20 protein-coding genes and 1 riboswitch are annotated in these 24,762 nt (G+C 62.2%); of the genes, 7 read left to right on the top strand and 13 right to left on the bottom strand.

Annotation, left to right across the window (positions count from 1 at the left end; all coding sequences use genetic code 11):
- The first annotated feature begins 56 nt into the window (after positions 1 to 56).
- Positions 57 to 803, top strand: coding sequence for an RsiV family protein (locus tag PverR02_RS02590; RefSeq protein ID WP_017849780.1), 747 nt, complete (start codon positions 57 to 59; stop codon positions 801 to 803).
- Here the strand turns inward: PverR02_RS02590 and cytX are convergent.
- Together cytX and thiC are read right to left on the bottom strand one after the other, a co-directional pair.
- A complete protein-coding gene (gene cytX, locus PverR02_RS02585; RefSeq protein ID WP_079442715.1) occupies positions 772 to 2,061 on the bottom strand; it encodes a putative hydroxymethylpyrimidine transporter CytX in 1,290 nt (429 codons plus the stop codon). The genes PverR02_RS02590 and cytX overlap by 32 nt on opposite strands.
- Before the next feature lie 144 nt (positions 2,062 to 2,205).
- Complete coding sequence (thiC, locus tag PverR02_RS02580) at positions 2,206 to 4,095, bottom strand: phosphomethylpyrimidine synthase ThiC (RefSeq protein ID WP_046384919.1); 1,890 nt, start codon at positions 4,093 to 4,095, stop codon at positions 2,206 to 2,208.
- A gap of 148 nt (positions 4,096 to 4,243) precedes the next feature.
- Positions 4,244 to 4,349: riboswitch (TPP riboswitch) on the bottom strand.
- A 195-nt stretch (positions 4,350 to 4,544) separates the two neighbouring features.
- Here thiC and PverR02_RS02575 point away from each other — a divergent pair.
- Entirely contained in the window at positions 4,545 to 5,984 is a 1,440-nt protein-coding gene (locus tag PverR02_RS02575; RefSeq protein ID WP_046384920.1) for a TolC family outer membrane protein, read from the top strand.
- A gap of 90 nt (positions 5,985 to 6,074) precedes the next feature.
- Here PverR02_RS02575 and waaA read toward each other — a convergent pair whose 3' ends face one another.
- Complete coding sequence (gene waaA / locus PverR02_RS02570) at positions 6,075 to 7,352, bottom strand: lipid IV(A) 3-deoxy-D-manno-octulosonic acid transferase (RefSeq protein WP_079442714.1); 1,278 nt, start codon at positions 7,350 to 7,352, stop codon at positions 6,075 to 6,077.
- A gap of 23 nt (positions 7,353 to 7,375) precedes the next feature.
- Positions 7,376 to 8,266, bottom strand: a complete 891-nt coding sequence (locus tag PverR02_RS02565; protein ID WP_017849785.1) for a LysR family transcriptional regulator — start codon at positions 8,264 to 8,266, stop codon at positions 7,376 to 7,378.
- A 103-nt stretch (positions 8,267 to 8,369) separates the two neighbouring features.
- Here PverR02_RS02565 and PverR02_RS02560 point away from each other — a divergent pair, with 103 nt between their 5' ends.
- The 4 genes from PverR02_RS02560 to PverR02_RS02545 all read left to right on the top strand — a co-directional run bounded on the left by PverR02_RS02560 (position 8,370) and on the right by PverR02_RS02545 (position 11,782).
- Entirely contained in the window at positions 8,370 to 8,705 is a 336-nt protein-coding gene (locus tag PverR02_RS02560) for a DMT family transporter (RefSeq protein WP_026140385.1), read from the top strand.
- Positions 8,706 to 8,791: 86 nt separating this feature from the next.
- Positions 8,792 to 9,967 (top strand): NAD(P)/FAD-dependent oxidoreductase, encoded by a 1,176-nt coding sequence (locus PverR02_RS02555; RefSeq protein ID WP_079442713.1) that lies wholly within the window; start codon positions 8,792 to 8,794, stop codon positions 9,965 to 9,967.
- Entirely contained in the window at positions 9,964 to 10,776 is an 813-nt protein-coding gene (locus tag PverR02_RS02550; protein WP_017849788.1) for an aldo/keto reductase, read from the top strand. Before PverR02_RS02555 ends, PverR02_RS02550 begins: the two co-directional genes overlap by 4 nt.
- A gap of 40 nt (positions 10,777 to 10,816) precedes the next feature.
- Positions 10,817 to 11,782, top strand: a complete 966-nt coding sequence (locus tag PverR02_RS02545; protein ID WP_046384923.1) for a hypothetical protein — start codon at positions 10,817 to 10,819, stop codon at positions 11,780 to 11,782.
- A 33-nt stretch (positions 11,783 to 11,815) separates the two neighbouring features.
- On the opposite strand, the gene hldE is transcribed toward PverR02_RS02545, so the two are convergent.
- Together hldE and msbA are read right to left on the bottom strand one after the other, a co-directional pair.
- Positions 11,816 to 13,240 (bottom strand): bifunctional D-glycero-beta-D-manno-heptose-7-phosphate kinase/D-glycero-beta-D-manno-heptose 1-phosphate adenylyltransferase HldE, encoded by a 1,425-nt coding sequence (gene hldE / locus PverR02_RS02540; RefSeq protein ID WP_026140386.1) that lies wholly within the window; start codon positions 13,238 to 13,240, stop codon positions 11,816 to 11,818.
- Between the two features lie 127 nt (positions 13,241 to 13,367).
- A complete protein-coding gene (gene msbA, locus PverR02_RS02535; RefSeq protein WP_046384924.1) occupies positions 13,368 to 15,173 on the bottom strand; it encodes a lipid A export permease/ATP-binding protein MsbA in 1,806 nt (601 codons plus the stop codon).
- 159 nt (positions 15,174 to 15,332) lie between these two features.
- Here msbA and PverR02_RS02530 point away from each other — a divergent pair, with 159 nt between their 5' ends.
- Positions 15,333 to 17,195 (top strand): bifunctional O-antigen ligase/aminoglycoside phosphotransferase family protein, encoded by a 1,863-nt coding sequence (locus PverR02_RS02530; protein ID WP_079442712.1) that lies wholly within the window; start codon positions 15,333 to 15,335, stop codon positions 17,193 to 17,195.
- 54 nt (positions 17,196 to 17,249) lie between these two features.
- Here PverR02_RS02530 and PverR02_RS02525 read toward each other — a convergent pair whose 3' ends face one another.
- From PverR02_RS02525 to PverR02_RS02495, 7 genes are all read right to left on the bottom strand, one after another.
- Positions 17,250 to 18,131: a glycosyltransferase gene (locus PverR02_RS02525; protein WP_079442711.1), complete on the bottom strand. Its 882-nt coding sequence runs from the start codon at positions 18,129 to 18,131 to the stop codon at positions 17,250 to 17,252.
- Positions 18,128 to 19,276: a glycosyltransferase family 4 protein gene (locus PverR02_RS02520; protein WP_079442710.1), complete on the bottom strand. Its 1,149-nt coding sequence runs from the start codon at positions 19,274 to 19,276 to the stop codon at positions 18,128 to 18,130. The genes PverR02_RS02525 and PverR02_RS02520 overlap by 4 nt, the downstream gene beginning before the upstream one ends.
- A gap of 87 nt (positions 19,277 to 19,363) precedes the next feature.
- Positions 19,364 to 20,770, bottom strand: coding sequence for a PIG-L deacetylase family protein (locus tag PverR02_RS02515; protein ID WP_079442709.1), 1,407 nt, complete (start codon positions 20,768 to 20,770; stop codon positions 19,364 to 19,366).
- Positions 20,767 to 21,663, bottom strand: coding sequence for an antimicrobial resistance protein Mig-14 (locus tag PverR02_RS02510; RefSeq protein ID WP_079442708.1), 897 nt, complete (start codon positions 21,661 to 21,663; stop codon positions 20,767 to 20,769). The genes PverR02_RS02515 and PverR02_RS02510 overlap by 4 nt, the downstream gene beginning before the upstream one ends.
- On the bottom strand, positions 21,664 to 23,421 hold the full coding sequence (locus tag PverR02_RS02505) for a carbamoyltransferase family protein (protein ID WP_017849797.1): 1,758 nt from the start codon (positions 23,419 to 23,421) through the stop codon (positions 21,664 to 21,666).
- Between the two features lie 142 nt (positions 23,422 to 23,563).
- On the bottom strand, positions 23,564 to 23,917 hold the full coding sequence (locus PverR02_RS02500; RefSeq protein WP_079442707.1) for a YceK/YidQ family lipoprotein: 354 nt from the start codon (positions 23,915 to 23,917) through the stop codon (positions 23,564 to 23,566).
- A gap of 341 nt (positions 23,918 to 24,258) precedes the next feature.
- Positions 24,259 to 24,567: a hypothetical protein gene (locus PverR02_RS02495; RefSeq protein WP_079442706.1), complete on the bottom strand. Its 309-nt coding sequence runs from the start codon at positions 24,565 to 24,567 to the stop codon at positions 24,259 to 24,261.
- Between the last annotated feature and the right edge of the window lie 195 nt (positions 24,568 to 24,762).

The following is a 24,762-nucleotide window of genomic DNA, read 5'->3' as shown; positions in this document are numbered from 1 at the left end:
ATGCCGGTAGTCGAAGCTCCACGAATTTCGCTCTTATCGACGGACGAAGACCCTACATGTCACTTTTAAAAATCGCCTCCGTGGCGTGTATCGCCTTGACGCTCGGCGCCTGCCAGAGCCTGTTCCAACCGAACTACAGCACCCCGCTGGAAGCCACCCGCGACGCCAGCGAGCAAAGCAAGCCGGACTGCGCCAACGCCGATTGCCCGCTGGTGAACATCGACACCGTGCATTTTGCCAAGGAGCCCAAGCTCGACGCACTGATCGAACAACGTCTGCTGGAAATGACCCGCACCCGGTCGAGCGACCCGTTGCCGTCGAGCCTGGCGACGTACCGCGAGCAGTTCCTGAGCACCGCCGCGCCACGCAACAGCATGTACTTGCAGGCCAAGGTACGCGAGCAGCATGACGGCTTGGTGATCATCGAACTGTCCAGCTACCTGGACCAGGGCGCCACCCACGGCGAACCGGGCCGCGCCTTCATCAACTATTCGCGCCCGCAGCAAAAAGCCCTGTCGCTGAGCGACATGTTGCTGCCCGGCAAGGAAGAAGCATTCTGGAAGGCCGCCCAGGTGGCGCACAACAGCTGGCTGATCAGCACCCGCCTGAGCCTGGAGCCGGAGTTCGTCAAGCGCTACCCGTTCCAGAAAACCCCGAACGTGGCGCTGACCTCCGGCAGCGTGACCCTCAAGTACCCCACCACCACGATCGCGCCGTATGCCCTGGGCCACATCGAGCTGCAGATTCCTTACTCGCGCCTGGAAGGCATCATCAAGCCTGAGCTGGTGCCCGCGCGCCGCTGAAGGCGCGCCCGAGGATGAACTGCAACAGCCCTGCCAGCGCCAGTGCCGGCAGGGTCGCGCCGATATCCGGATACAGGTTGGCCAGCAAGTGGTAGGTGCCGATGCCGCCCAGCCAGGCCAGCAGCGCCGTCCAGCGTAGCGTGGCAAGCGCGCCCTGGCCGCGGCGGCGCAGGATGAAATGATCGACCAGCACCACGCCAAACAGCGGCGCGAATACCGAACCGATCAACAGCAGAAAGTTCTGGTACTGCGCCAACGGAGCAAAGCAGGCGATCAACGTGCAGAGCACACCGATGGCCAAGGCCAGGTGCTCGACCTTCAGGCGCAACAGAATCCCGCTGGAGACGGCCGCCGAGTGAATATCGGCAAAGGCGTTTTCCGACTCATCCAACAGGATCAGCAACAACGGAATCCCCAGCCCCGCGCCGGCCAGCGCCAGCAACAGCGCGTTGACTTCACCGCTCGGCGCAAACGCCAGGGTGTAGGCCACGCCCAGGCTCATCAGCCAGAAATTGCCGATAAAAAAGCCCAGCGCCGTGCCGCCGAACACGCTTTTCGCGCGTTTGCCGAAGCGCGAATAATCGGCGATCAGCGGCAGCCACGACAGCGGCATGGCGATGGCGATGTCAAACCCCACCGCGAAGGGCATCGAACCGTCACCGGCCTGGGCCCATAGCGTGGCGAGATCGGCTTTGGCGAACAGGTTCCAGGTCAACCACAGGCAGGCCGCGAGCAGCAGCCAGATGCCCCATTTACGCAGGATCTGGCGCACGAACGTCAGCGGGCCACTGACCGCCAGCAAGGTCGCCAGGCCACCGAAAAACAGGGTCCACAGCATCGGGCTGGCCAACAGGCTGGCGTCGCTGAAGGCCCGCGCGCCCAACAGGCTGGCGGCATCGCGCATGACGATGATTTCAAACGCGCCCCAACCGATCAGTTGCAGCAGGTTCAACAATGCCGGCAGGCTCGCGCCTTTGGCGCCGAGGCTGAGCTTGAGCGCGGCCATGGCGGACAGCCCGGTGTCGCTGCCGATCACGCCGACAGCGGCGAGCAGCAGCACGCCGACCAGGGTGCCGAGGAAAATCGCCAGCAACCCACCGGCCAGGCCCAGGCCGGGCGCGAGCAGCGCGCCGGTTTGCAGGACCATCAGGCCGATGCCGAGGGAGAACCACAGGGAAAACAGATCGCGGGCGCCGAAAACGCGTTTGCCGGTCGGTACTGCGATGTCGGGGGAATAGGTGCTGGGTTGAATGCTCAAGGATGGAATCTCTGAGGGGCATTTGTTGTTTGAAAGATTGTTATCGGGGGCAAGCCCCCTCCCACACTTGAATGTGTTCACAATTCAAAATGTGGGAGGGGGCTTGCCCCCGATAAGGCCCTTGAAAGCGCCTACAACCTCGGATCAGACCTTCTTGTAGAGCTGGCTGCCTTCCTGCTTGAACCGCTCCGCCTGCTCGGCCAAGCCCTTGGCCACCTCCACATCCACCGCATCGATGCGCTGGTTGGCCGCGTACTCACGCACTTCCTGGGTGATTTTCATCGAGCAGAACTTCGGCCCGCACATCGAGCAGAAATGCGCGACCTTGGCCGAGTCCTTCGGCAGGGTTTCGTCGTGATACGAACGCGCGGTGTCCGGGTCGAGGCCGAGGTTGAACTGGTCTTCCCAACGGAACTCGAAGCGTGCCTTGCTCAGTGCGTTATCGCGGATCTGCGCGCCCGGATGACCTTTCGCGAGATCGGCTGCATGGGCGGCGATCTTGTAAGTGATGATCCCGGTCTTCACGTCATCCTTGTTCGGCAGGCCCAGGTGTTCCTTGGGTGTGACGTAGCAGAGCATGGCGCAACCGAACCAACCGATCATCGCCGCACCGATGCCGGAGGTGATGTGGTCGTAGCCCGGCGCGATGTCAGTGGTCAGCGGGCCGAGGGTGTAGAACGGCGCCTCGTCGCAGCATTCGAGCTGCTTGTCCATGTTCTCCTTGATCAGTTGCATCGGCACGTGGCCGGGGCCTTCGATCATGGTTTGCACGTCGTGCTTCCAGGCGATCTTGGTCAGCTCGCCGAGGGTTTCCAGCTCGCCGAATTGCGCGGCATCGTTGGCGTCGGCGATCGAACCCGGGCGCAGACCGTCGCCTAAGGAGAAGCTGACGTCATAGGCCTTCATGATTTCGCAGATTTCGTCGAAATGCGTGTAGGTGAAGTTCTCTTTGTGGTGCGCCAGGCACCACTTGGCCATGATCGAGCCGCCGCGGGAGACGATGCCGGTAACGCGCTTGGCGGTCAGCGGAACGTAGCGCAGCAGCACGCCAGCGTGGATGGTGAAGTAGTCGACGCCCTGCTCGGCCTGTTCGATCAGGGTGTCGCGGAACAGCTCCCAGGTCAGGTCTTCGGCGGCGCCGCCGACTTTTTCCAGGGCCTGGTAGATCGGCACTGTGCCGATCGGCACCGGCGAGTTGCGGATGATCCACTCGCGGGTTTCGTGGATGTGTTTGCCGGTGGACAGGTCCATCACCGTGTCCGAGCCCCAGCGAATGCCCCAGGTCAGTTTCGCCACTTCTTCTTCGATGGACGAGCCCAGGGCGCTGTTGCCGATGTTGCCGTTGATCTTCACCAGGAAGTTACGGCCGATGATCATCGGTTCCAGTTCGGTGTGGTTGATGTTGGCCGGGATGATCGCGCGGCCGCGGGCGATTTCTTCGCGCACGAATTCCGGGGTGATGATCTTCGGCACGCTGGCGCCGAAGCTGTAGCCGGCGTGTTGCTGGTCGAGCAGGCCGCTGGCGCGGGCTTCTTCGAGCTTCATGTTTTCGCGGATGGCGACGTATTCCATCTCGGCGGTGATGATGCCTTTGCGCGCATAGTGCATCTGCGTGACGTTGGCACCGGCCTTGGCGCGGCGCGGGTTCTTCACATGGGCGAAGCGCAGCGCGGTCAGTTCGGCATCGGTCAGGCGTTGCTGGCCGAAGTGCGAGCTCAGGCCCGACAGGCGTTCGGTGTCGCCACGCGACTCGATCCACGGCGAGCGCACATCGCCCAGGCCCTTGCGCACATCGATGATGACGTTGGGGTCGGTGTAGGGGCCGGAGGTGTCGTAGACCACCACGGGGGCGTTGATCTCACCGCCGAAATCGGTGGGGGTGACGTCGAGGCTGATTTCACGCATCGGCACGCGGATGTCCGGACGGGTGCCTTGCACGTAGATTTTCTGCGAGCGGGTAAACGGTTGCACGGAGCCGGAGTCGACCTTGGCCGATTCACTCAAATGCACGGTATTTTTTGGTTTTGTACTCATCACGGGCTCTCCAACTATCCAGGCGGTGGATTTTTGTCGGAGCGAACCTGTGGCGGATGGACGCACTGGAAGCAGTGCTGTGCTGGGTACTCGAGGGTTGTTCGAAGGTCGAACAACATCCCGGACAAAGCACAAGAGGACTCGCCGGGTGACGAGAAATCTTGTTCCCTACGCAGGCGTTAACCTGATCAGGTTCAACGGGATCCGGTATTTACCGATCTCAGCCTTCCAACAAGGCACCCCGACAAGAACCCGGCCAGTCTAGACAGGGTGAGGGCAAATTGCCAATAACGGAGCATTCAGCGTGATGAATGGCGCAATTGCAGGATTGTTGCGCCGTGTAACCACCACTACACTCGGTGACTGCCCCGACGCTTGACGCCAGGAATGGCCAACCGTAGCCTTGGGCGTTAAATTATCATCATAATATTAAAACTAGGGATCAATTCATGCTGCGCAAACTCTCACTGGCTCTCGCCGTGTCTTGTGCGACCAACGGAATGGTCTGGGCAGCTGAAGCGCCCTTGTCCGCCCGAACCGACCTGGTCAGCGTCTACCAGGAAGCGGTGGACAACAACGCCGACCTGGCCGCCGCCCGCGCCCAGTATGGTGCGCAGAAAGAAGTGGTGCCCCAGGCCCGCGCCGGTTTGCTGCCCAACCTGTCGGCCGGTGCCGATATCAACAATTCGCGCACCCAGATCGACACCCCGGCCGCCACCGCCAACCGCGACGCGCATTCCTGGCGTGCGACCTTGAGCCAGCCGCTGTTCCGCGCCGACCGCTGGTTCCAGCTGCAAGCCGCCGAAGCCGTCAACGAACAGGCTGCGCTGCAACTTTCAGCCACCGAACAGAACCTGATCCTGCAAAGCGCCGAGAACTACTTCGCCGTGCTGCGCGCCCAGGACAACCTGGCCTCCACCAAGGCCGAAGAAAGCGCCTTCAAGCGCCAACTGGACCAGTCCAACGAGCGCTTCGACGTGGGCCTGTCGGACAAGACCGACGTGCTGCAATCCCAGGCCAGCTACGACACCGCGCGGGCCAACCGGATCGTCGCGCAACGCCAGGTGGACGACGCTTTCGAAGCACTGATCGCGCTGACCAACCGTCAATACAATTCGATCCAGGGCATTGTGCATACACTGCCGGTGCTGCCGCCGCTGCCGAACGACGCCAAGGCCTGGGTCGAAACCGCCGGCCGCCAGAACCTGAACCTGCTCGCCAGCAACTACGCCGTCACCGCCGCCGAGGAAACCCTCAAGCAGCGCAAGGCCGGGCATGCGCCGACCCTGGACGCCGTGGCGCAGTATGAAAAGGGCGATAACGACGCGCTCGGCTTCAGCAACCCGAATGCCTTCGGCACGCCTTATGGCGGCGATGTCTCGCAACGCACCATTGGCCTGCGCCTGAATATCCCGCTGTACAGCGGTGGCCTGACCAGCTCGCAAGTGCGCGAATCGTACTCGCGCCTGGGCCAGACCGAGCAGCAACGCGAAGGCCTGCGCCGCCAGGTGGTGGAAAACACGCGCAACCTGCACCGCGCGGTCAACACCGACGTGGAGCAGGTGCAGGCACGCCGCCAGTCGATCATCTCCAACCAGAGCGCGGTGGAAGCCACGGAAATCGGTTATCAGGTGGGTACGCGCAATATCGTCGACGTGCTCGACGCCCAGCGCCAGCTCTATGCGTCGGTGCGCAACTACAACAACAGCCGCTACGACTACATCCTCGACAACCTGCGCTTGAAGCAGGCAGCCGGCACGTTGAACCCTGGGGACCTGCAAGACCTGACGCGCTATCTCAAGGCCGACTACAACCCGGACCGCGACTTCCTGCCGCCGGACCTGGCCAAGGCCGCCGCCGAGCAGCTCAAGGCCCGCCCTGGCTACTAATGTGAGAGGGGGCTTGCCCCCGATGACGGCGAGTCAGTCAACATGACTTCAACTGGCACACCGCTATCGGGGGCAAGCCCCCTCCCACATTTAGTGCGTTATCAGCCTATCCAGGCCATCCAGTAAACGGGTTAGCGCGCCCTGGTTGGCCTGCATCACCTTAAGCCCCGCCTGCGCCATCCGCTGGGCATCCTGCGGTAGCTCGAACAACTGCCGCACGGCCTCGGCCAAACCTTCGGCGTCATCCACCTCACGCAACGCCCCGGCGTCGCGCAGCATTGCGCTGATTTCGAGGAAGTTGAACCGGTGTGGCCCCATGATCACTGGCTTGCCCAACGCCGCCGGTTCCAGCGGGTTGTGCCCGCCGGTCGCGACCAGGCTGCCACCCACCAACGCGCTGTCGGCCAAGGCATACAAAAACAGCAACTCGCCCATGGTGTCGCCGAGCAACACGGCGGTGTGCGCGGTGACCGGCTCGCCGCTGGAACGACGCACCGTGGCGAACCCTTGTCGCTCGCACAGCTCAAACATCGGGCCGAAGCGTTCCTGATGGCGCGGCACCAGAATCAGCAGCGCATTGGGATAGCTGGCGAGCAGTTGGCGATGGGCCGCCAGCACCACCTCATCTTCGCCTTCGTGGGTACTGGCGGCGATCCACACCGGGCGCTCGCCGGCGCCCCACTGTTCGCGCAACGCGGCCGCGCGCGCCAGCAGTTGCGGGTCGATGGTCAGGTCGAACTTGATCGAGCCGGTCACTTGCACCGTGTCCGCACGCGCACCCAGGCTGCGGAAACGCTCGGCCTCAGTCTCGGTCTGCACGGCGATCAGACTCATTTCTGCCAGCATCGGTGCCGTCAGTTTGGCAAAACGTGCGTAGCCCTTGGCCGAACGCGCCGACAAGCGTGCATTGGCCAGCGCCACCGGAATCCCGCGCTGGGCGCAGGCGTGGATGTGGTTGGGCCACAGCTCGGTCTCCATGATCACGGCCAGTTTGGGCTGGACACGGTCGAGAAAACGCTTGGCCGCGCAGGGCAAGTCATAGGGCAAGTAGCAATGCTGGACGCGCGGTTCATCGGCGAACAATGCCTGGATACGCTCGGAGCCGGTGGGCGTCATGCAGGTGACCGTCATCGGCAACTGCGGGTAACGCGCCAGCAGGCCACGGATCATCGGCGCGGCGGCGATGCTTTCGCCCACCGACACCGCATGCACCCAGATCCCGCCCGGTTGCATCCGCGGCAAGCCGTAGGAAAAGCGCTCGCCCACGCGCTTGGCGTAGGCCGGCGCCTTGCGCGCACGCAGCCATAGACGTAAAGCCACCAACGGCAGCGCCAGGTAAAACAGACAGCTGTAGAGAGTTCTATTCATGGCGGCGGAGTTTATCGGCTTTTTCAATCGATCGCCTGCAAGCACTCGGCAAAACGTTCGGCGAGAAAGCGCGCGGCAGGGCCCAGGGGTTCATCGCGGCGCCACACCAGCTCGACCACAAGGGCCGGCGGGGTCCATTCGCTGTCGAGTTCGACCATTTGGTTCTGGTACGCGGGGTATTGCACCACATGCCGGGGCAACCAGGCCCAACCCAGGCCACGGATAAGCCATTCGGCCAGCACGTAGAAGCTGTCGGCGCGCCACACCTGCGGGCTGGCGGCCTCGCTGCCGGGGTAGACGCTGGTCTGGGTCGACATCAGCAACTGGCGATACTGCGCCAACCCCTGGCAGTCCACGGTTTGCTGCGCCGCCAGCGGATGGCGGCGCCCGCACACCGTGACCATTTCCACACTGCCGACGACCCGCCGCTCCAACGCTTCGGGGATTTGATCGTGATAGAACAACATGCCCAGGTCGGCCCTGCGCTCCACCAGTTTGCGTGCGACATCGCCCTGGGCAGCGCTGGAAAGCTGCACCTCGAGGTTGGGAAATTGGCCGGCCAAGGCGTCGAGACTGTCGAGGACCGGCTGGTACAGCATCGCTTCATCCTGGGCCAGGCGCAGGCAGGCTTCTTCGCCGCGCACCAACGACAATGCGCGGCCATTGAGGCGTTCGCACTGGCGCAGCACTTCCCGAGCCTCTTCGAGCAGCACCGTGCCGGCTTCGGTCAAGCGCGGCTGGCGGCCGCTGCTTCGTTCAAACAGGCTGACGCCCAGGTCCGCTTCCAGCAAGGCGATCCCGTTGCTGACCGCCGACTGAGCCTTGCGCTGCTGACGCGCCACCGCCGAAAAAGAACGCTGCTCGGCGACACTGACGAACAGGCGCATCTGTTCCAGGTTCCACTGCACATTCATGGCACAACCCATCTTCAATTCGGATAGGTAATGACTTTACCCCATCTGACGAGCCTCTAGAATGCCGACCTTATCCAGCGCGCTACACACCGAGGACCGCACCATGACCCCTGCCTACTACTACCTGGCCATCGCCATCTGCTCGGAAGTCATCGCCACCGTTTCCATGAAAGCCATCAAGGGCTGGAGCACGCCGATCCCACTGCTGCTGGTGATCGTCGGCTACGGCGTGGCGTTCTGGATGCTGACCCTGGTGGTGCGTACAGTGCCGGTCGGCGTGGCGTATGCCGTGTGGGCTGGGATGGGCATCGTGATGGTCAGCGTCGCGGCGCTGTTCATCTATGGGCAGAAGCTCGATCTGCCGGCAATGCTGGGGATGGGCTTGATTGTGTTGGGCGTGGTGGTGATTCAACTGTTCTCGAAAACGGCGGGGCACTGACCTCACGCGTCAATATTGATCCCGCGCAAAGATCCATTCGTTGAGTCTGTATACTTGGCACCTTGATTTGAACACTGAGGTTGCCCATGCCATCCGTTATTTCCACCGACGTTCTGATTGTCGGCGCCGGAGTTGCCGGCCTCTGGCTGAATGCGCGCCTGCGCCGCCAGGGGTTTTCCACGGTGGTGGTGGAAAACGCCACCCTGGGAGGCGGGCAAAGCGTGAAGTCCCAAGGCATCATTCATGGCGGTGCGAAATACGCGCTGCACGGTGCACTCACCGGCGCCTCCGAAGCGATTGCCGATATGCCGCGGCGCTGGCGTGAGGCCCTGGCCGGTCACGGCGAACTGGACCTGACCGGCGTGCGCTTACTCTCCGAAGCCCATTACCTGTGGTCCCCTGGCACGCTCGCCGGCAACCTCACCAGCTTCTTCGCCAGCAAGGCCGTGCGCGGCCGTGTCGATCAGGTCAAGGGCGACGCCCTGCCGCCAGCCCTGCAAGACCGCCGCTTCAAGGGCAAGGTCTATCGCCTGTCGGAATTGGTGGTCGACGTGCCGAGCCTGATCGGACGCCTGGCGCAGTTGGCCGGCGATGGTTTGCTCGCCGGACAACACATCGAACCGCTGCGGGAAAACGACGCACTGGTCGGTCTGAAAGTCGACGGCCGCGAGATCCGCGCCCAGCGCATCGTCTTGAGCGCCGGCGGCGGCACTGCCGATCTGCTCGCCGCTCTGGGCCTGAGCGAGCCGGCCATGCAAAAGCGTGCGCTGCACATGATCATCGCCAAAGGCCCAGGCCTGAAACCGCTGTACGCCCACTGCCTGGGCGGCGGCACCAAACCGCGCCTCACCGTGACCACGCACCCGGCCGCCGATGGCAACTGGGTGTGGTACATGGGCGGCGACATCGCCGAGGCCGACGGCGTAGCACGCACGCCACAGGAACAGATCGCCACCGCGCAGCACGAGTTGGCGCTTCTGCTGCCGTGGATCGACATGAGCCACACCGAATGGGCCACCCTGCGCGTCGAACGTGCCGAGCCGCTGCAATCGGGCCTGACTCGCCCCGACAACGCCTTCCTCGCCGAACAGGGCCGCCTGCTCGTGGGCTGGCCGACCAAGCTGGCCCTGGCACCGGACTTCGCCGACCGGGTGCTCCACGCCCTCGAACGCGATGGCATCCAACCCGGCCCCGCCACCCCGCTGCCCGAGCTGCCCAAACCCGCCATCGGCCAACCGGCCTGGGAGAAACTGTTGCCATGAGCCTGCCCACCCTGCACGACCTGCACCGCCCGCTGGGCAGTACCGGCCTGCTGGTGTCGCCGCTGGGCCTGGGCACCGTCAAGCTCGGTCGCGACCAAGGGGTGAAATACCCCAGCGGCTTCCAGATTCCCGATGACGACGAAGCGCGCCTGCTGCTGCGCCAGGCCCGTCAGTTGGGCATCAACCTGATCGATACCGCGCCGGCCTATGGCCGCAGCGAAGAACGCCTGGGGCCGCTGTTGCGGGGCCAGCGCAACGAGTGGGTGATTGTCAGCAAGGTCGGCGAAGAATTCGACAATGGCGTGTCCCGTCACGACTTCAGCGCGGCCCATACCCGGATGTCGATCGAACGCAGCCTGAAACGACTGGAAACCGACTTTATCGACCTGGTGCTGGTGCATTCCGACGGCAACGACCTGCACATTCTCAACGACTGCGAGGTGTACCAGACCCTCGCAGACTTGAAACGAGAAGGCAAAATCCGCGGTTTCGGCTTCTCCGGCAAAACCGTCGAAGGCGGCGTGAAGGCTCTGGAACAGGGCGATTGCGCAATGGTCACCTACAATCTGAACGAACAGGCCGAGAAAGCCGTCATTGATTATGCGGCCGCCCATGGCAAAGGCATCCTGGTGAAAAAAGCCCTCGCCAGCGGCCACGTCTGCCTGGAACCGGGAATGGACCCCATACGTGCCAGTTTCATGTTGTTGTTTGCGCAAACGGGTGTCGCCAGTGCTATTGTCGGGACCATTAATCCGCTGCACCTGGCTCACAACGTGGCGACCGCTGCCCAGGTCATTCGTCAACTCTGATGCCGCCGACGCGGCCGCCCCGACGTAAGAAGGAGCCGACATGTCGCGAACGCTCATAAGAAAAAACCCCAGCAACTTCAAGACTCTGCCACTGCATGTCGAAGCCACCCCCGAAGGCCTGAGCTACCAGAGCGTCGGTATGCCGCTCAACTTTGCCCAGACCCTGCAACGGCGCAAGCCGGTAGAAGTGACAGACCCGGAGCGTTTCGCCCTCGAGCTGGCCAACCTCGGCGTGTCGGTGCGTTTGACCCTGCATTGGCAAAACAAGGATTACTGGGTGCTGGTGCGCCAACGCCGCCAGGACCGTGGCGACGTAGTGCTCAAGCTGATTTCCGGCTACGTCCCCGCCCATGAGCTGAACCTGCCGCTGCACACCGCCATCCAGGAAATCGCCGAAGAGTGCCTGCTGGAGACGCCCGAAGGCTGGCTCAGCGGGCGCTTCAACGACACCTGGCTGCCGGCGCCCTACTCCGCCGCGCTGCACTACCGCGAAGCCTTGCCGTTTCGCTTGAGCCCCTTGTCCGGCGCGGCCCGCCCGGTGCGCTGCGCGACCACGCAACTGATCGAGCGCCCACGGGCCTACGTCCACTTGCCTACGGCCTCGCTGCAATTGATTTATGACTTGCGCCTGGAGGTGCCCAAGGAAGCCAAATCCTTGAGCCTGTTCCATGTGGATGAGCGACTCGAAGGCGATCAACTGGTCGCGCGCCTGGACCGCCAGCGCCCGGACCTGTACCTGATGCCCTTGAAGGACGGGCAACCGCTCGCCGAACTGTATACGGTCAAGAAAGATCAGCTGTACCCGGCGAGCACGCGGGGTTTGTACCTGGCGGAGAGCTTCGCCCAGCAGGACGGCTGGGTGGTGCGCGACGAGCGGATTCGTTGGAAGGATTGGCTCAGGCAGCAAGGCCTGGCCGTCCCGGAGAAAGAGTCGAAGCTCAAGCGCCTGACCGGCAAGGCCCGGCAGATGTTGCGCAAGATCGTGCCAAAGAAGGCCAGATCGTAGGAGCGAGCAGGCCCGCGCCTACGGCCGCAAGCCTTATTCGTGATTGCGGATTTTTTCCACGATCGCGGTTGTCGAGCTGTTCTCAACCAACCCCAGCACTTTGACCTTGCCGCCGTAGGCGCTGACGATGTCGGCGCCGACCACCTGGTCGACGGAATAGTCGCCGCCCTTGACCAGCACATCGGGCTTGACCTGGGCCAGCAGGTTTTCCGGGGTGGCTTCGGGGAAGCTGATCACCCAGTCCACCGCACCCAGGCCGGCCAGGACCGCCATGCGTCGGTCGACACTGTTGATCGGCCGGCCCGGACCTTTCAGGCGGCTGACCGACGCATCGTCATTGACCGCGACGATCAGGCGATCGCCTTGGGCGCGCGCCTGTTCCAGGTAGGTCACATGACCGGCATGCAGGATGTCGAAACAGCCATTGGTGAACACAATGCTTTCGTTGTGGGCGCGCGCGTCGTCAATCGCCAGCAGCAATTGCTCGAGACTCAACACCCCACGCTCGGAGCCTTCGGAACGCTGGATCGCACGGCGCAGTTCGGGCGCGCTGATCGCGGCGGTGCCGAGCTTGCCGACCACGATGCCCGCCGCCAGGTTGGCCAGGGCCACGGCGTGGGGCAATTCCTCGCCGGCCGCGATGGAGGCGGCCAGGGTGGAAATCACGGTGTCGCCGGCGCCGGTGACGTCGAACACTTCACGCGCACGCGCTGGCAGGTGCATCGCCGCATAGCCCGGGCGCAGCAAGGTCATGCCGTGCTCGCCACGGGTCACCAGCAAGGCGCCCAGGTCCAGTTCGGCCATCAGCGTCGCGCCCTTGCTCACCAGTTCGTGCTCATCGGCGCAACCGCCGACGATGGCTTCGAACTCGCTGAGGTTCGGCGTGATCAGGCTGGCGCCGCGATAAATCGAGAAGTCCTTGCCCTTGGGATCGGCCAGCACCGGAATATTGCGGGCCTTGGCGGCCTGGATCAGCATCTGGTGGTTCTTCAGCGCGCCTTTGCCGTAGTCGGACAACACCAGCACCTTGATGCCTTCGAGCAACTCATCGACCTGCGCGCTGAGGGCCAGGGCGTCGGTGGCGAAGGGCTCTTCGAAATCGATGCGCAGCAATTGCTGGTGACGGCTCATGACCCGCAGCTTGACGATGGTCGGCTGATGGGCGATGCGCTGGAACAGCGCGCGCACGCCGGCACCGCGCAGGCTGTTGGCCAGGCTGTCGGCGGCTTCGTCGTCGCCGGTCACGCCCACCAGGGAGGCAGGGGCGCCGAGGGCGGCAATATTGAGGGCAACGTTGGCAGCGCCGCCTGGACGGTCTTCGATTTGCTCGACCTTGACTACCGGTACCGGCGCCTCAGGGGAAATCCGTGAGGTTCCGCCATGCCAGTAACGGTCGAGCATGACATCGCCGACCACCAAGACAGGGGCTTGATCGAATCGCGGCATGGACAACTTCATGGAGCAACCCACATACAAAATGAACAGGGGCGCGATATTAGCACAGGGTTACAGAAGGCTTGTGGGGGTGTGACAGAAGATGTTGCAGGAACGTTGGTGAGGCGGATTGCCCGCCCCACCAAGGGTATCAGGTGATATCCGCCGACACCGGGGCATCCAGGCCCATGGCATGCAGGCGGGCGTAGTAGCCGTTCTGTGCAAGCAATTGACCGTGGGTGCCGCGCTCGACAATACGCCCGTCGTCCATCACCAGGATCAGGTCGGCCTTCTCGATGGTGGACAGGCGGTGCGCGATCACCAGGGTCGTGCGGCCTTGCATGACCTTGTCCAGCGCCGCCTGAATGTGGCGCTCGGACTCAGTGTCGAGGGCCGAGGTGGCCTCGTCGAGAATCAGCAGCGGCGCATTCTTGAGCAGGGCGCGGGCAATTGCCAGGCGCTGGCGTTGGCCGCCGGACAGCAGCACGCCGTTTTCGCCAACCTGGGTGTCGAAGCCTTTAGGCAACTGGTCGATGAAGTCCTTGGCGTTGGCATCCATCGCGGCGGCTTCGACGTCGGCCCGTGGTGCGCCGGCCAGGTCGCCGTAGGCGATGTTGTTGGTCACCGTGTCGCTGAACAGGGTCACGTGCTGGGTCACCTGGGCGATGTGCTTGCGCAGGTTGAGCAGTTTGTAGTCTTCGATCTCGACGCCATCGAGCAGGATTTCACCGCTTGCATGGTGGTAGAAACGCGGGATCAGGCTGGCCAGGGTCGACTTGCCGCTGCCCGAGCGCCCCACCAGGGCGATCATCTGCCCAGGCTCGGCGGTAAAGCTGATGTCCTTGAGTACAGGACGTTCGGTGCCGGGATAGGTGAAGTTGAGGTGACGCACTTCCAGATGGCCGCTGACCTTGTCGCGCTCAATCGTGCCGTTGTCGACTTCAGCCTCTTCGTCCAGCTGTTCGAAAATACTTTCGGCGCCCGCCACACCCTTCTGGATGGTCGAGCTGACTTCCGACAACTGGCGGATCGGCTTAGGCAGCAGACCGGCCAAAGTGATGTAGGCCACCATGTCGCCGGCCGATGCGTCGCCGCGCAGGTAAAGCACCAGGAACATCAGCACGGCCATGGCGGTGTAGATCACCAGTTGCAGCGCCGGGGTGTAGATCGCCCCGGTGCGGGTCATGCGCAGTTGCTTGTTGGTGTTGCTCTGGCTGGCCTTGAGGAAGCGTTTTTCCTCGTAGATCTCGCCGCCGAAGCTGCGCACGACGCGGTAACCCTGGATGGTTTCAGACGCCACATGGGTCACGTCGCCCATGGCCACCTGGATCTTCTTGCTCTGTTTGCGGAATTTCTTGCTGGCCGTGCTGACCATCACCGCAATCAACGGCAGGATGGCGATCATCACCAGCGTCAGGCGCCAGTTCATGAACAGCAGCGAAGCGAACAGGAAGATCACGGTCATGCCTTCGCGAATCACCACCTTGATCGCATCGGTCGCCGCCCCCGTGACCATGGTCACGTTGAAGGTGATGCGGGAAATCAGGTGCCCGGAGTTGTGATTGTCGAAGTAGCGGTTGGGCAGTGTCAGCAGATTGTTGAACAGTTGCACCCGCAGGTCGTGGACCAGGCCCAGGGAAACCTTAGCCAGCAGGTAGTTACCGAGGAACGAACCCAGGCCCTGCCAGGCGGCGATCAGGATGATCAGCAGCGGCACGGCCTGCAGCAATTGCAGGTCGCGCAGGAACGGCACGCTGGGGAACAACACGGCTTGCGGGTTCGAAAGGCCGTCGACAAAGTACTTGAGGATGTACCCCAGCATCGGCTGGGTCGACGCGAAAATCAGAAATCCGACAATACTCAGCGCGAACAAACCCGCATAGGGCCTGACGTAACTGAGCAGGCGGAAGTATATTTTCAAGCTCGAAGGGCTTGCGCTCGGACTGGAGTCGGTCATATCACGCGGCGTTTTAAAAAAGGAGGCTGACTTTAGCACAGCTTCTCTGTTGTACTTGCACCCCACATGACCCGCGGGCCGGCGAAATCCAACCGGCGACATTATATAGCCACTACTCTAAGATGGTCGGCTTTCTATTTCTGAAATGGCTTTTACCGTATGCAGTGCAAGCGTCTTACCTATGGCTCAAATCGCGTCTTCGACTTCCTGGTCCTATGGATTTTGCCCATTGGCTTGTTGCTTCTGCTGAGTTCGCTGTTCTTCGTCACCAATCGCAACGTGCTGCACAGGTTCTACTACGTCCTGTTCAGCGCGCCGACCTTGTTGCTGTTGTGCCTGCGCCCCAGGGAATTCATGGAATTGCTGCGTGAGCCGCTGGCCATCGCATTCCTGGTCTTCTCCGCCTGGGCCCTGACCAGCCTGTTCTGGAGCCCGGAGTTTCATCCCGACACCGACCTGTTCAAGCGACCGCTGCACACGTTCATGTTGTTTGCCGGCTGCGGGCTGTTGCTGCATTACCGCAACGACCTGTTCAAGCCCGTGTTCTTCAGTGCGGCAGTGATCGCGTTGGTGGCGACCTTGTGTGACCTGGTGGCCTTCGCCAAGGGGTTTGAGCCGGGCCTTGAAATACGCATGATCGGCGGCCGCGGCGCCCTCGACAACCCGCTGCTCAGCTCCCACGTGTTCGGTTTTTTCAGCGTCTACTGGTTGTATGTCTGCATGACCAGCCAGCGCTTTCAGGTGCTGTGGTTCAGCGTACCGGCCCTGGCAATCATGACCCTCGCGGTGCTGGCCACCGGTTCCCGCACGCCGCTGGTGGCACTGACCCTGGCCATCCTGTGGATGAGTTTTGTCAGCCGCAACCGCCGCTCGGTCTTGATGATTGCGGGCTTGGTCCTGAGCGCCGCGGCGCTCTTGCTGTTCTACCCTGAACTGATCACCAACCGCGGTAGCTCGTTCCGCCTCGAATTGTGGAGCATGTCGCTGCAGCGCATCGCCGAACACCCGTGGATCGGCCACAGCTACGACTCCGAGCTGTACCTGACCCTGGCCGACGGCTTGGAACTGCGCGAACCCCATAGCTTTGCCCTGGGCGTGCTGTATTACGTCGGCATCATCGGCTTTATCCCGTGGATCTTCATGCTCGGCTGGGGCCTGTACAAAAGCCTCAAAGAACGGGCGCAACCGCTGTTCATCCTTGCGTCCTCCCTGCTGGCCTACGGCATCGGCGCCGGCCTGACCGAGGGCGGCGGCATCCTGTCGCGGCCCAAGGAACACTGGTTCCTGCTGTGGATTCCTTTGGCGATCATCGCCGGCCTGAGCATCGCCCAGCGCCGCCACAGCCTGCTGCGCATGCCGGTGCAAACCCTCAAGGCCGAGGCCTTCGATCAACTGTGCCACGACGCCCATGTGATTGAAGCCGACGGCCTGGGCCCGAAAGTCCTGCGCCTGGAAGACGGCAGTTTCCTCAAGGTTTTCCGCGCGCGCCGCTGGTACACCTCGGGCAGCTTCAACCCTTACTCGGAACGGTTTGCCAGCAACGCCGAACAATTACGCAGCCTGGGCATTCCCACCCCGCAGATCCTCGGCGTGTACAGCCTGCGCGACGCCAGCAGTGCCGTCACCTACTCGCCACTGCCCGGCCTGACCCTGCGCCAGGCCCTGCAAAGCCTGGACAGTAGCCTGCGCGAATCGCTGATCGAGCGCTTCGGTCGATTCATGGCCCAATTGCATGAGCGTGGTGTGTACTTCCGCTCGCTGCACCTGGGCAACGTGCTGCTGATGGATGACGGCGAGTTCGCGCTGATCGATATCGCCGACCTGCGCATCTTCCCGTCGGCCCTGCGTAACGCCTTGCGCCAACGCAACCTGCGCCATATGCAACGTTATCCGCAGGACCGCAACTGGCTGTTCGAAGCGCACTTCGAGCAACTGGCCAAGGGTTACGCCAGCATCGCCAGCCCAAAAGCCACGGCAAAAATCCGCGAGCAGGTCCAGGGCCTGGCTAGCCCGGCCGCCTGATAAAAAAGGCGACTATCACTGCTGATAGTCGCCTTTTTCACTGCCACCGCCGCCTCAGCTTCTGAGGGGCGCCAGATACAACCGCACCAGCCCGCGCAGGGTCTTGCGCCCCCAGAACCTCAACGGGATCTGCTTGAGGATCTCCCGCGCCAGCGGCCGGTCACGGTCGGCGGTCTTGAGGAACATCGAGTTGAGGAAGTTGTAGCGCACCGCGTCATACGACGGGTGTTCGCTGAACAATCCATAAGTCTTGAGGATGTTCTGAATCATGTAGCGATGGTTCTTGTACGTGTTGGTGGCGTGCTGGCGATAGCGCGCCATGACCATGTTCAACACGTCGATGGTGTAGCCGGCGTGGGTGATCTTCAATTCGATCAGCAAGTCTTCCAGCGGAATCAGCGGATCGAAGCCGCCCACCTGCTCCAGCGCTTCGCGGCGGATCAACAGGGTCGGTGCTGGCGGGAACGGCTTGCGGTCCAGGAACAGGTCATCGAAGTCCAGGCTGCGAAACGGCAGGTCCCGGTGCTGCTTCTTGTCGGGATAGGGCTGGCCATCGCCATCGATCAACTCGATGTTGCCCGCGCAGATGCCGACCTTGGGCTTGCCTTCCATATAGGCGACCTGGGCCGCAATGCGCTCGGGCAACATGATGTCGTCGGAACCGAACGGCGCGATCAGCGTGCCTTTGGCCCGGGCGATCGCGCCGTTGAGCGTATTGGTCAGCCCCTGGTTCTGCTGGACCTGGAAATCAAAGCCGTGCTCGGCCTGCAAGCGCCGGATGCGCTCGACGCTGTCGTCCTTGGAGCCATCGTCGACCACCAACAGTTCGATGTTCGCGTAGGTCTGCCCCAGCACGCTGAGGATGCTCTGCTCGATGTACGGGCCATGGTTGTAGGACGCGATGATCACCGAGACCAGGGGTTGTGGCTGATTCATACTCTACCTACTTCACGCAAACCGGTTTCAATCAGGGTCAGGTACTTGTGCTTGAACTCGTCCAGGGTGTGGTTGGCTACCAGGTAACGGAACACCTCCTCGCCCTTGGCACGCAATTGCTCATCGCTCAGTGCCAGGTAAGTATCCAGCGCCGCAGCCAGTTGCTCGACGTTGCCCGGATCGTGAGACAGCCCGCCCGCGCCCTGCACCAGCGGCAGCATCGCCGGGCCGTTGGAGGCGATCACCGGCAAATGCCCGCTCATGCCTTCCAGCAGCGCCAGGCCCAGGCCTTCGAACAGCGACGGCATGGTCCAGATATCGAAACCGCGCACGTACTTCATGCCGTCTTCACGGAACCCCAACAGGTGCGCGCGACCGGTCAGGCCGAGGCGCTCGATGTCGGCACGCAGGTCGGCTTCGGCGCGGCCGGAACCGATGATTCCCACCTGTGCCTGCGGGTATTTGTCCTTGAGCGTGGCAAACGCCTGCAGCAGATGCGTGTGGCCCTTGATCGGCACCAGGCGGCCCAGGGCGCCGATCATCCGCGCGTCCAGCGGCAGGCCCAGGGCCTTGCGCGCTTCATCGCGTGGCAACTGCAAGGCTTCTGCCTGCGGGATGTCGATGGCGTTGGTGACATAGGTGGTGTTTTCACGGGTGAACCCGCAATTGAGCGCCACCAGGTACTCCTGCACCGCCTCCGACACGCCGACGAAGCGCCACGCCGGGCTCACCCAGCGCTGGGTCTGACGCCGGCGGTAGCCACGGGCGTACTCGCCGAAACCATGGGAGATGCCGATGCACAGCGGGATCTTCAACCAGCGGTTGAGGGACAGCATCATGTTCACCGACTTGAAGCGGTTGCAGATGACCACATCGAACTTCTGCTCGCGGCAATACTTGTAGATCTGCCACATGGCGCCAAAGCGGATGCCCTTGAGGGACTTCTCCGGCAGTTCGAAATAGTGGGAGTGCTCGGCCACGCTCAGCGGCTGGCCCGGTAACGGGCGGCCACTGAGATACCCCGATGTCACCTCGAAGCGTTCAACCGGCAACGATTTGACGATCTGCTCACCCAGGTCGGCGAAGTCATTGGTCTTGACGTTGTAGTCCGGCTGTAACTGCAAAACCTTGAAACGAGGCTTCATAACTCTCCATGCAGCGATCTGGCTGCGGGCGCGCAGCCCGGCAAAAAATGGTGCGGCAAACGGATGCGGTCTGCCGTAAATAAGGTCTCAGTCCTGTTTCAGGACCCACAGCAATTCATGCCGACGCACAGCCTTGCGGAAGAATTCGTTCTCTCCGTATGGCGATGGGCTACGCCCGGCCAGCACCTGTTGCAACCAGCGACGCACACGGCGCTTGAACGGCGCGCGCGGTTGCAGGTCGTGCATCATGCCCAGGGCCATGGCCTTGTCCTGCTGCTGACTCAAGGCGAGCGTGAAACTGCAGGGGACCAGTTCGTCCGCGGTGTCGAAACGCGGCGGCAGGGCCACGCCGGCGCCCGAGTCGCCCATGGGCCAGCGGTCGTTATCATGCAAGTGATTGGCGTAACCGAGCAATGTGTCGGGCTGCCACGCCAGGCCCTCCAGGGCTTCCAGTATCGCCGCGTGAGCGCAGATATGGTCGGCGTGCGGATCGAGCAACGGCGTCGGCAGCACGATCACCTGCGGTCGCGCCTTGAGCAGCAGCGCGCGCAGGTCGGCGATCAGGTTGTGCCAGGTCGGCGCGCCGTCCACGTCGCCGGGCAGCGCAAAGGCATTGAACTGACGAAACAGCCGCGTATCGCTCAATTGCGCCTCGCGGGAGGCTTGAGCCTGGTCCGGCGCGGCCTGCATGGCCGCCAACTGCATGCAGAAGTAGCCCAATTGCACGCACTGTGCTTCGGGAACGCCGGCCCAGCGCGGCACGGCAATGCTGTCCCAGGCCCGCAGGCGCCCTTTGAGTTGCGCCGCTTGCGCCTTGGGCAGGCCCATCTGTTGATAATGCTCGGCTTCGATTTCACCGGCGGTCAACGTGACGATCCAACTTTCGGCCGCCTGGCTGTACAGGCTGAAGGCCGCCAGTTCGGCGTCGTCGGCATGGGGCGCAATCACCATCACACGTTGCTGGCGATAATCCGGCTGACGGAAACGCCACAGCGTCGGCTGGCCGTTGATCCGGCAAAAACGCCCGCGCACCCGCAGTTTGCCGGCGGCCAATGCGTCGGCGGCGCCGGTCAGGTTGAGGTAACGGCGCCCGCCGACGCCACGCTCGAACACTTGCCGGTCCGGCGTTTGCAGGCCCAGCAGTTCCACCGCCGGGTCGATGAAACGCCCGAGCCACGAGCTGCGCAGCTCGATACCGACGATCAGGGTGTCGTCCGCCGCCAGCGGCGCGTCCAGCAACAGCCGCCCCGCGTCCAGGCGCAGGCCTGGCACTTCACTGCCGTGAGGGAACGCGTAGGCATAATCCTCGTTGGGCGAATAGAACAGATGATCGGCAAACCAGGCTTCATGGGCCGCCCACAGCACCACCGCCAGAATCAACGGCAGCCACCAGGCCACGAGCACACCGGCCGCGATCAGCACCAGCAAGCCAATCAGCAGCGCGATGCGCTTGGTGCGGCGATGACGCTTGAGCAGTTGCTGCTTGCGGCTCATAGGCTGAACACCGGCACCGGGTTGCACCAGCGCTCCTTGTATTCACGGTCGGCGCGCCCAAAGGAAAAGCGCAGCGGTTTATCCACGGCCCGCGCCTGTTCCCAGGCGCTTTGCGTATTGAGGAAACTCAACACGCTGCCGGGGCTGAACTCACGGGTCTGAGGGTCGACACCGCCGTTGACGTATTCGATGCTGACCCACTCGGGCGCCTCGACGCGATACACCAGTTGCACGGCAATCGGCGCATCGTTGAGAAACAGTACCGAGCCCACCAGGAACTCCTTGAGCAAGCCCAGCACCTGCGCCAGATGCTCGGCGCCGGTGGCCGGGAAGCCCCAGCGGCGCTGGAACAGGTCGCAGTAGATCGCCGCCAGCTCGCTGCTGGAAAACTCACTCACCGCCCGCACCACGCCGCCGGCTTCTTCGAGCAACCGCAATTCGCGGCGCTGGTTGTAGCGAAACTTCTTCGACAGGTCTTCCGGGGTGCGCGCCATGGCCAACTGCTCGGCCTGGGGCTTGAGGGTGCTGACGCGCCCCTCGTTCAACGCCGACAGGTAGCGCCCATGGTGGCGTACCGGCAACTGCGCGTCGGCGGCGATCGGCAGGATGATTTCGGCATTGCCCAGATCGAACACGCCTTTCTTGCCGCGCCGCTTGAGCACGTCCTTGGACAGGGCTAGGTCGCGCCCCCAGGTGGCAATCGCGCCCTTGAGTTCGCCGTCCTGCTCCCAGCCCAGGTAGCGCACCGGAATCTGCGCCAGGTCCGCCAACCGTTCGACGATCAGCGGATGCGTCGCCACGCTGCCGCCAAACCGCTGCCAGGCCTGGGCATAGACCTCGGCCTCGACAGGTACCCAGCCGCGTTCACGCCAACCCTGGAAGCGATTCAGCATTTAAACCACAGCGTCATAAGGGTCCACGCCGTCCTTGACCACCAGGATGTCTTCCATGATCAGGTACTGCAGGTCGGAACCGAAGAACATGTTCAGCGCATCGGTCGGCGAGCAGATCATCGCTTCGCCACGACGGTTGAGCGAAGTGTTCAGGGACACGCCGTTGCCGGTCAGCACTTCGAGTTCTTTCATCATGTCGTAGTAGCGCGGGTTGTATTCGCGCTTGAGCACCTGGGCGCGGGACGTGCCGTCCTCATGGACCACTTCCGGCACGCGGGTTTTCCACTCTTCCGACACTTCAAAGGTGAAGGTCATGAACGGCGCCGGGTGATCGACCTTGATCATCAGCGGGGCCACGGTGTCGAGCATCGACGGGCAGAAAGGCCTCCAGCGCTCGCGGAACTTGATCTGATGGTTGATGCGGTCCGCCACGCCGGTAGCGCTCGGGCAACCAATGATCGAACGACCGCCCAAGGCACGCGGGCCAAACTCCATGCGCCCCTGGAACCAGGCCACCGGGTTGCCGTCGACCATGATCTTGGCAATGCGCTTAGGCATGCTGTCGATCTTGCGCCAGTCCGGCTTGCTCGGGTGCTTGGCGCAAGCGGCGATCACGTCTTCGTTGCTGTAGGACGGGCCGAGGTAGACGTGTTCCATCTTCTCCACCGGCACACCACGGGCGTTGGACACGTAAGCGGCGGCGCCCACGGCGGTGCCGGCATCACCGGACGCCGGTTGCACGAACAGCTCTTTCACGTCGTCACGGGCAATGATCTTCTGGTTCAGCTTGACGTTCAGCGCACAGCCGCCAGCGAAGGCCAGCTTGCCGGTTTCCTTGAGGATGTCGCCCAGGTAGTAGTCGATCATCTGCAGGGACAGCTTCTCGAACAGCGCCTGCATGCTGGCCGCGTAGTGGATGTACGGCTCGTCGGCGATGTCGCCTTCGCGCTTGGGCCCCAGCCACTCGATCAGTTTGGGCGAGAAGTAGAAACCCTTGCCCTTCTCTTTATAACGACGCAGGCCGATGACGTTGGCGTAGTCGGTGTTGATCACCAACTCGCCGTTTTCAAAGGAGGCCAGGCGCGAGAAATCGTACTTGCTGGCATCGCCATAAGGCGCCATGCCCATGACCTTGAACTCGCCGTCGAGCATCTCGAAACCGAGGAACTCGGTGACCGCGCCGTACAGGCCGCCGAGGGAGTCCGGATCGTAGAATTCCTTGATCTTGTGGATCTTGCCGTTTTCGCCGTAGCCGAAGAACGTGGTGGCGTACTCACCCTTGCCGTCGATCCCCAGGATCGCGGTTTTCTCCTTGAAGCCGGAGCAGTGGTAGGCACTGGAGGCGTGGGCCAAGTGGTGTTCAACCGGCTCGATCTTGATTTTCTTCGGATCGAAGCCCAGCTGTTCCAGGCACCAGACGATCTTGTTGCGGTAGCGCTTGTAGCGCCGGTTGCCCATCAGGATCGCATCGAGAGCGCGGTCCGGGGCGTACCAGTAACGCTTGGCATAGTGCCAGCGCGCTTCGCCGAACAGGCTGATCGGGGCGAACGGGATCGCGACCACATCAACGTCGGAAGGCTTGATGCCGGCCTGTTCCAGGCAGAATTTCGCCGATTCGTAGGGCATGCGGTGCTTTGCATGCTTGTCGCGCACGAAGCGTTCTTCTTCGGCGGCCGCGATCAGCTTGCCGTCGATATACAGGGCTGCGGAAGGATCATGGCTAAGGGCGCCGGACAGGCCAAGAATCGTCAATGCCACAGGGGTCTAGCCTCTTTTAGTCTGCATGCAGGCGCGTTACGCCTGAAAAAAGTGTGCCTCTCGCCTGGGCGAGAAACAGCTAAAGGGCGGGATTATAGCTCAAAAGCAGGAGGAAGCTGTTAGCGGCGAGCGTCGAGGAGGTTCAGCGGAAGATCTCGATGCTGCCGTCCTTGTTCTGACGGTAGATCGTGTAGGGCAGGACCAGGGTGTCCAGCACGCCAGAGCCGATGAACTCGATGGCGATGATCGGGAAAGCATTGTTCTCGTGGTCCGACAGGGCTCGGTCATTCAGGCTTTTTTCTGGGGAGGGCTCAGCATTGAGCGTACAAAACCCGTAGATCACCCCACTGTAGATGCGCGGGATGTTTTCGCAGTAGCTGCGCGACTCCTTGAGGTTCTGGCTGGCGACAGCGTCCGGGCGAAAGACGGTGTTGATGGTCCCGCAACCGGAGATTGCCAGGAGAGCAGCAAGCAACACAGAGTACATACGGATCATGAACGACACCGTTCAGCATAGAGGGTCGACCACACTAACATCGCCAGCGAAGATAGCCTACACCGACACACCGATACGTCATGTGAGAAAGCTCCGATAAGACAATACAGGATTAGTTGCTTCGCGCGGCGAACACACTAGGGCAAAGAGCACTGACGGGCAAATCAATACGTTTGATTAACGTTCAAACCACCCCCTCCTTTAAACAAAACCTGCAACTATCAACATGATGAACGGCATAAAATCCATCACCCAAAAACCGCAATAACAACGAGACGACATGAATGCTGCGCATACCCATGCAGCAGCATTCTTTTCGACCTTACATGCCCACGGGCGCCTTAATAGTGCAGCGACCGCGGAGGCTCCGCACCATCAAAGTCAATTTGATGCCCCGCTCCAACGTTGATGCTTCCTAACCCCGGTTCACCATTACCCGGCTGCCCCCTGCCCGTACCTGGCTGATAGAAACCACCGTTACCGTCGGATTGAATCTCATGATCAATCGGCTGATTTTGCGCACCCAAATACTCAGCATCTTCCCCGGCCACCTGATCCAGCGGATTGTTTTGCCCCTTCTCATTAAAGTTATTATTTTCGTACCTCTGATAATCAGCAGCCACGTTTGAGTTAGCATTGATAGACGACATAAAAACCTCCTATAAATAATTGAACAACCTCATCGGCTGTAGAACAAATTTATAGAACGATAAAAGAATGCTCAACCCGCAACATGCGCCACACATGTATCCGTTTAAAACAAGAAGTACAATACAACCAAACAAATACCTTGCCCCAATAAATTGCTCTAGGACAAGTCTGATATAAACCAGCACACTTCGCGC

The organism is Pseudomonas veronii, from assembly GCF_002028325.1.
GTDB classification, from domain to species: domain Bacteria; phylum Pseudomonadota; class Gammaproteobacteria; order Pseudomonadales; family Pseudomonadaceae; genus Aquipseudomonas; species Aquipseudomonas veronii.
The sequence above is the reverse complement of the archived record's forward strand: the minus strand, read 5'-3'. Positions and strand labels throughout refer to the sequence as shown.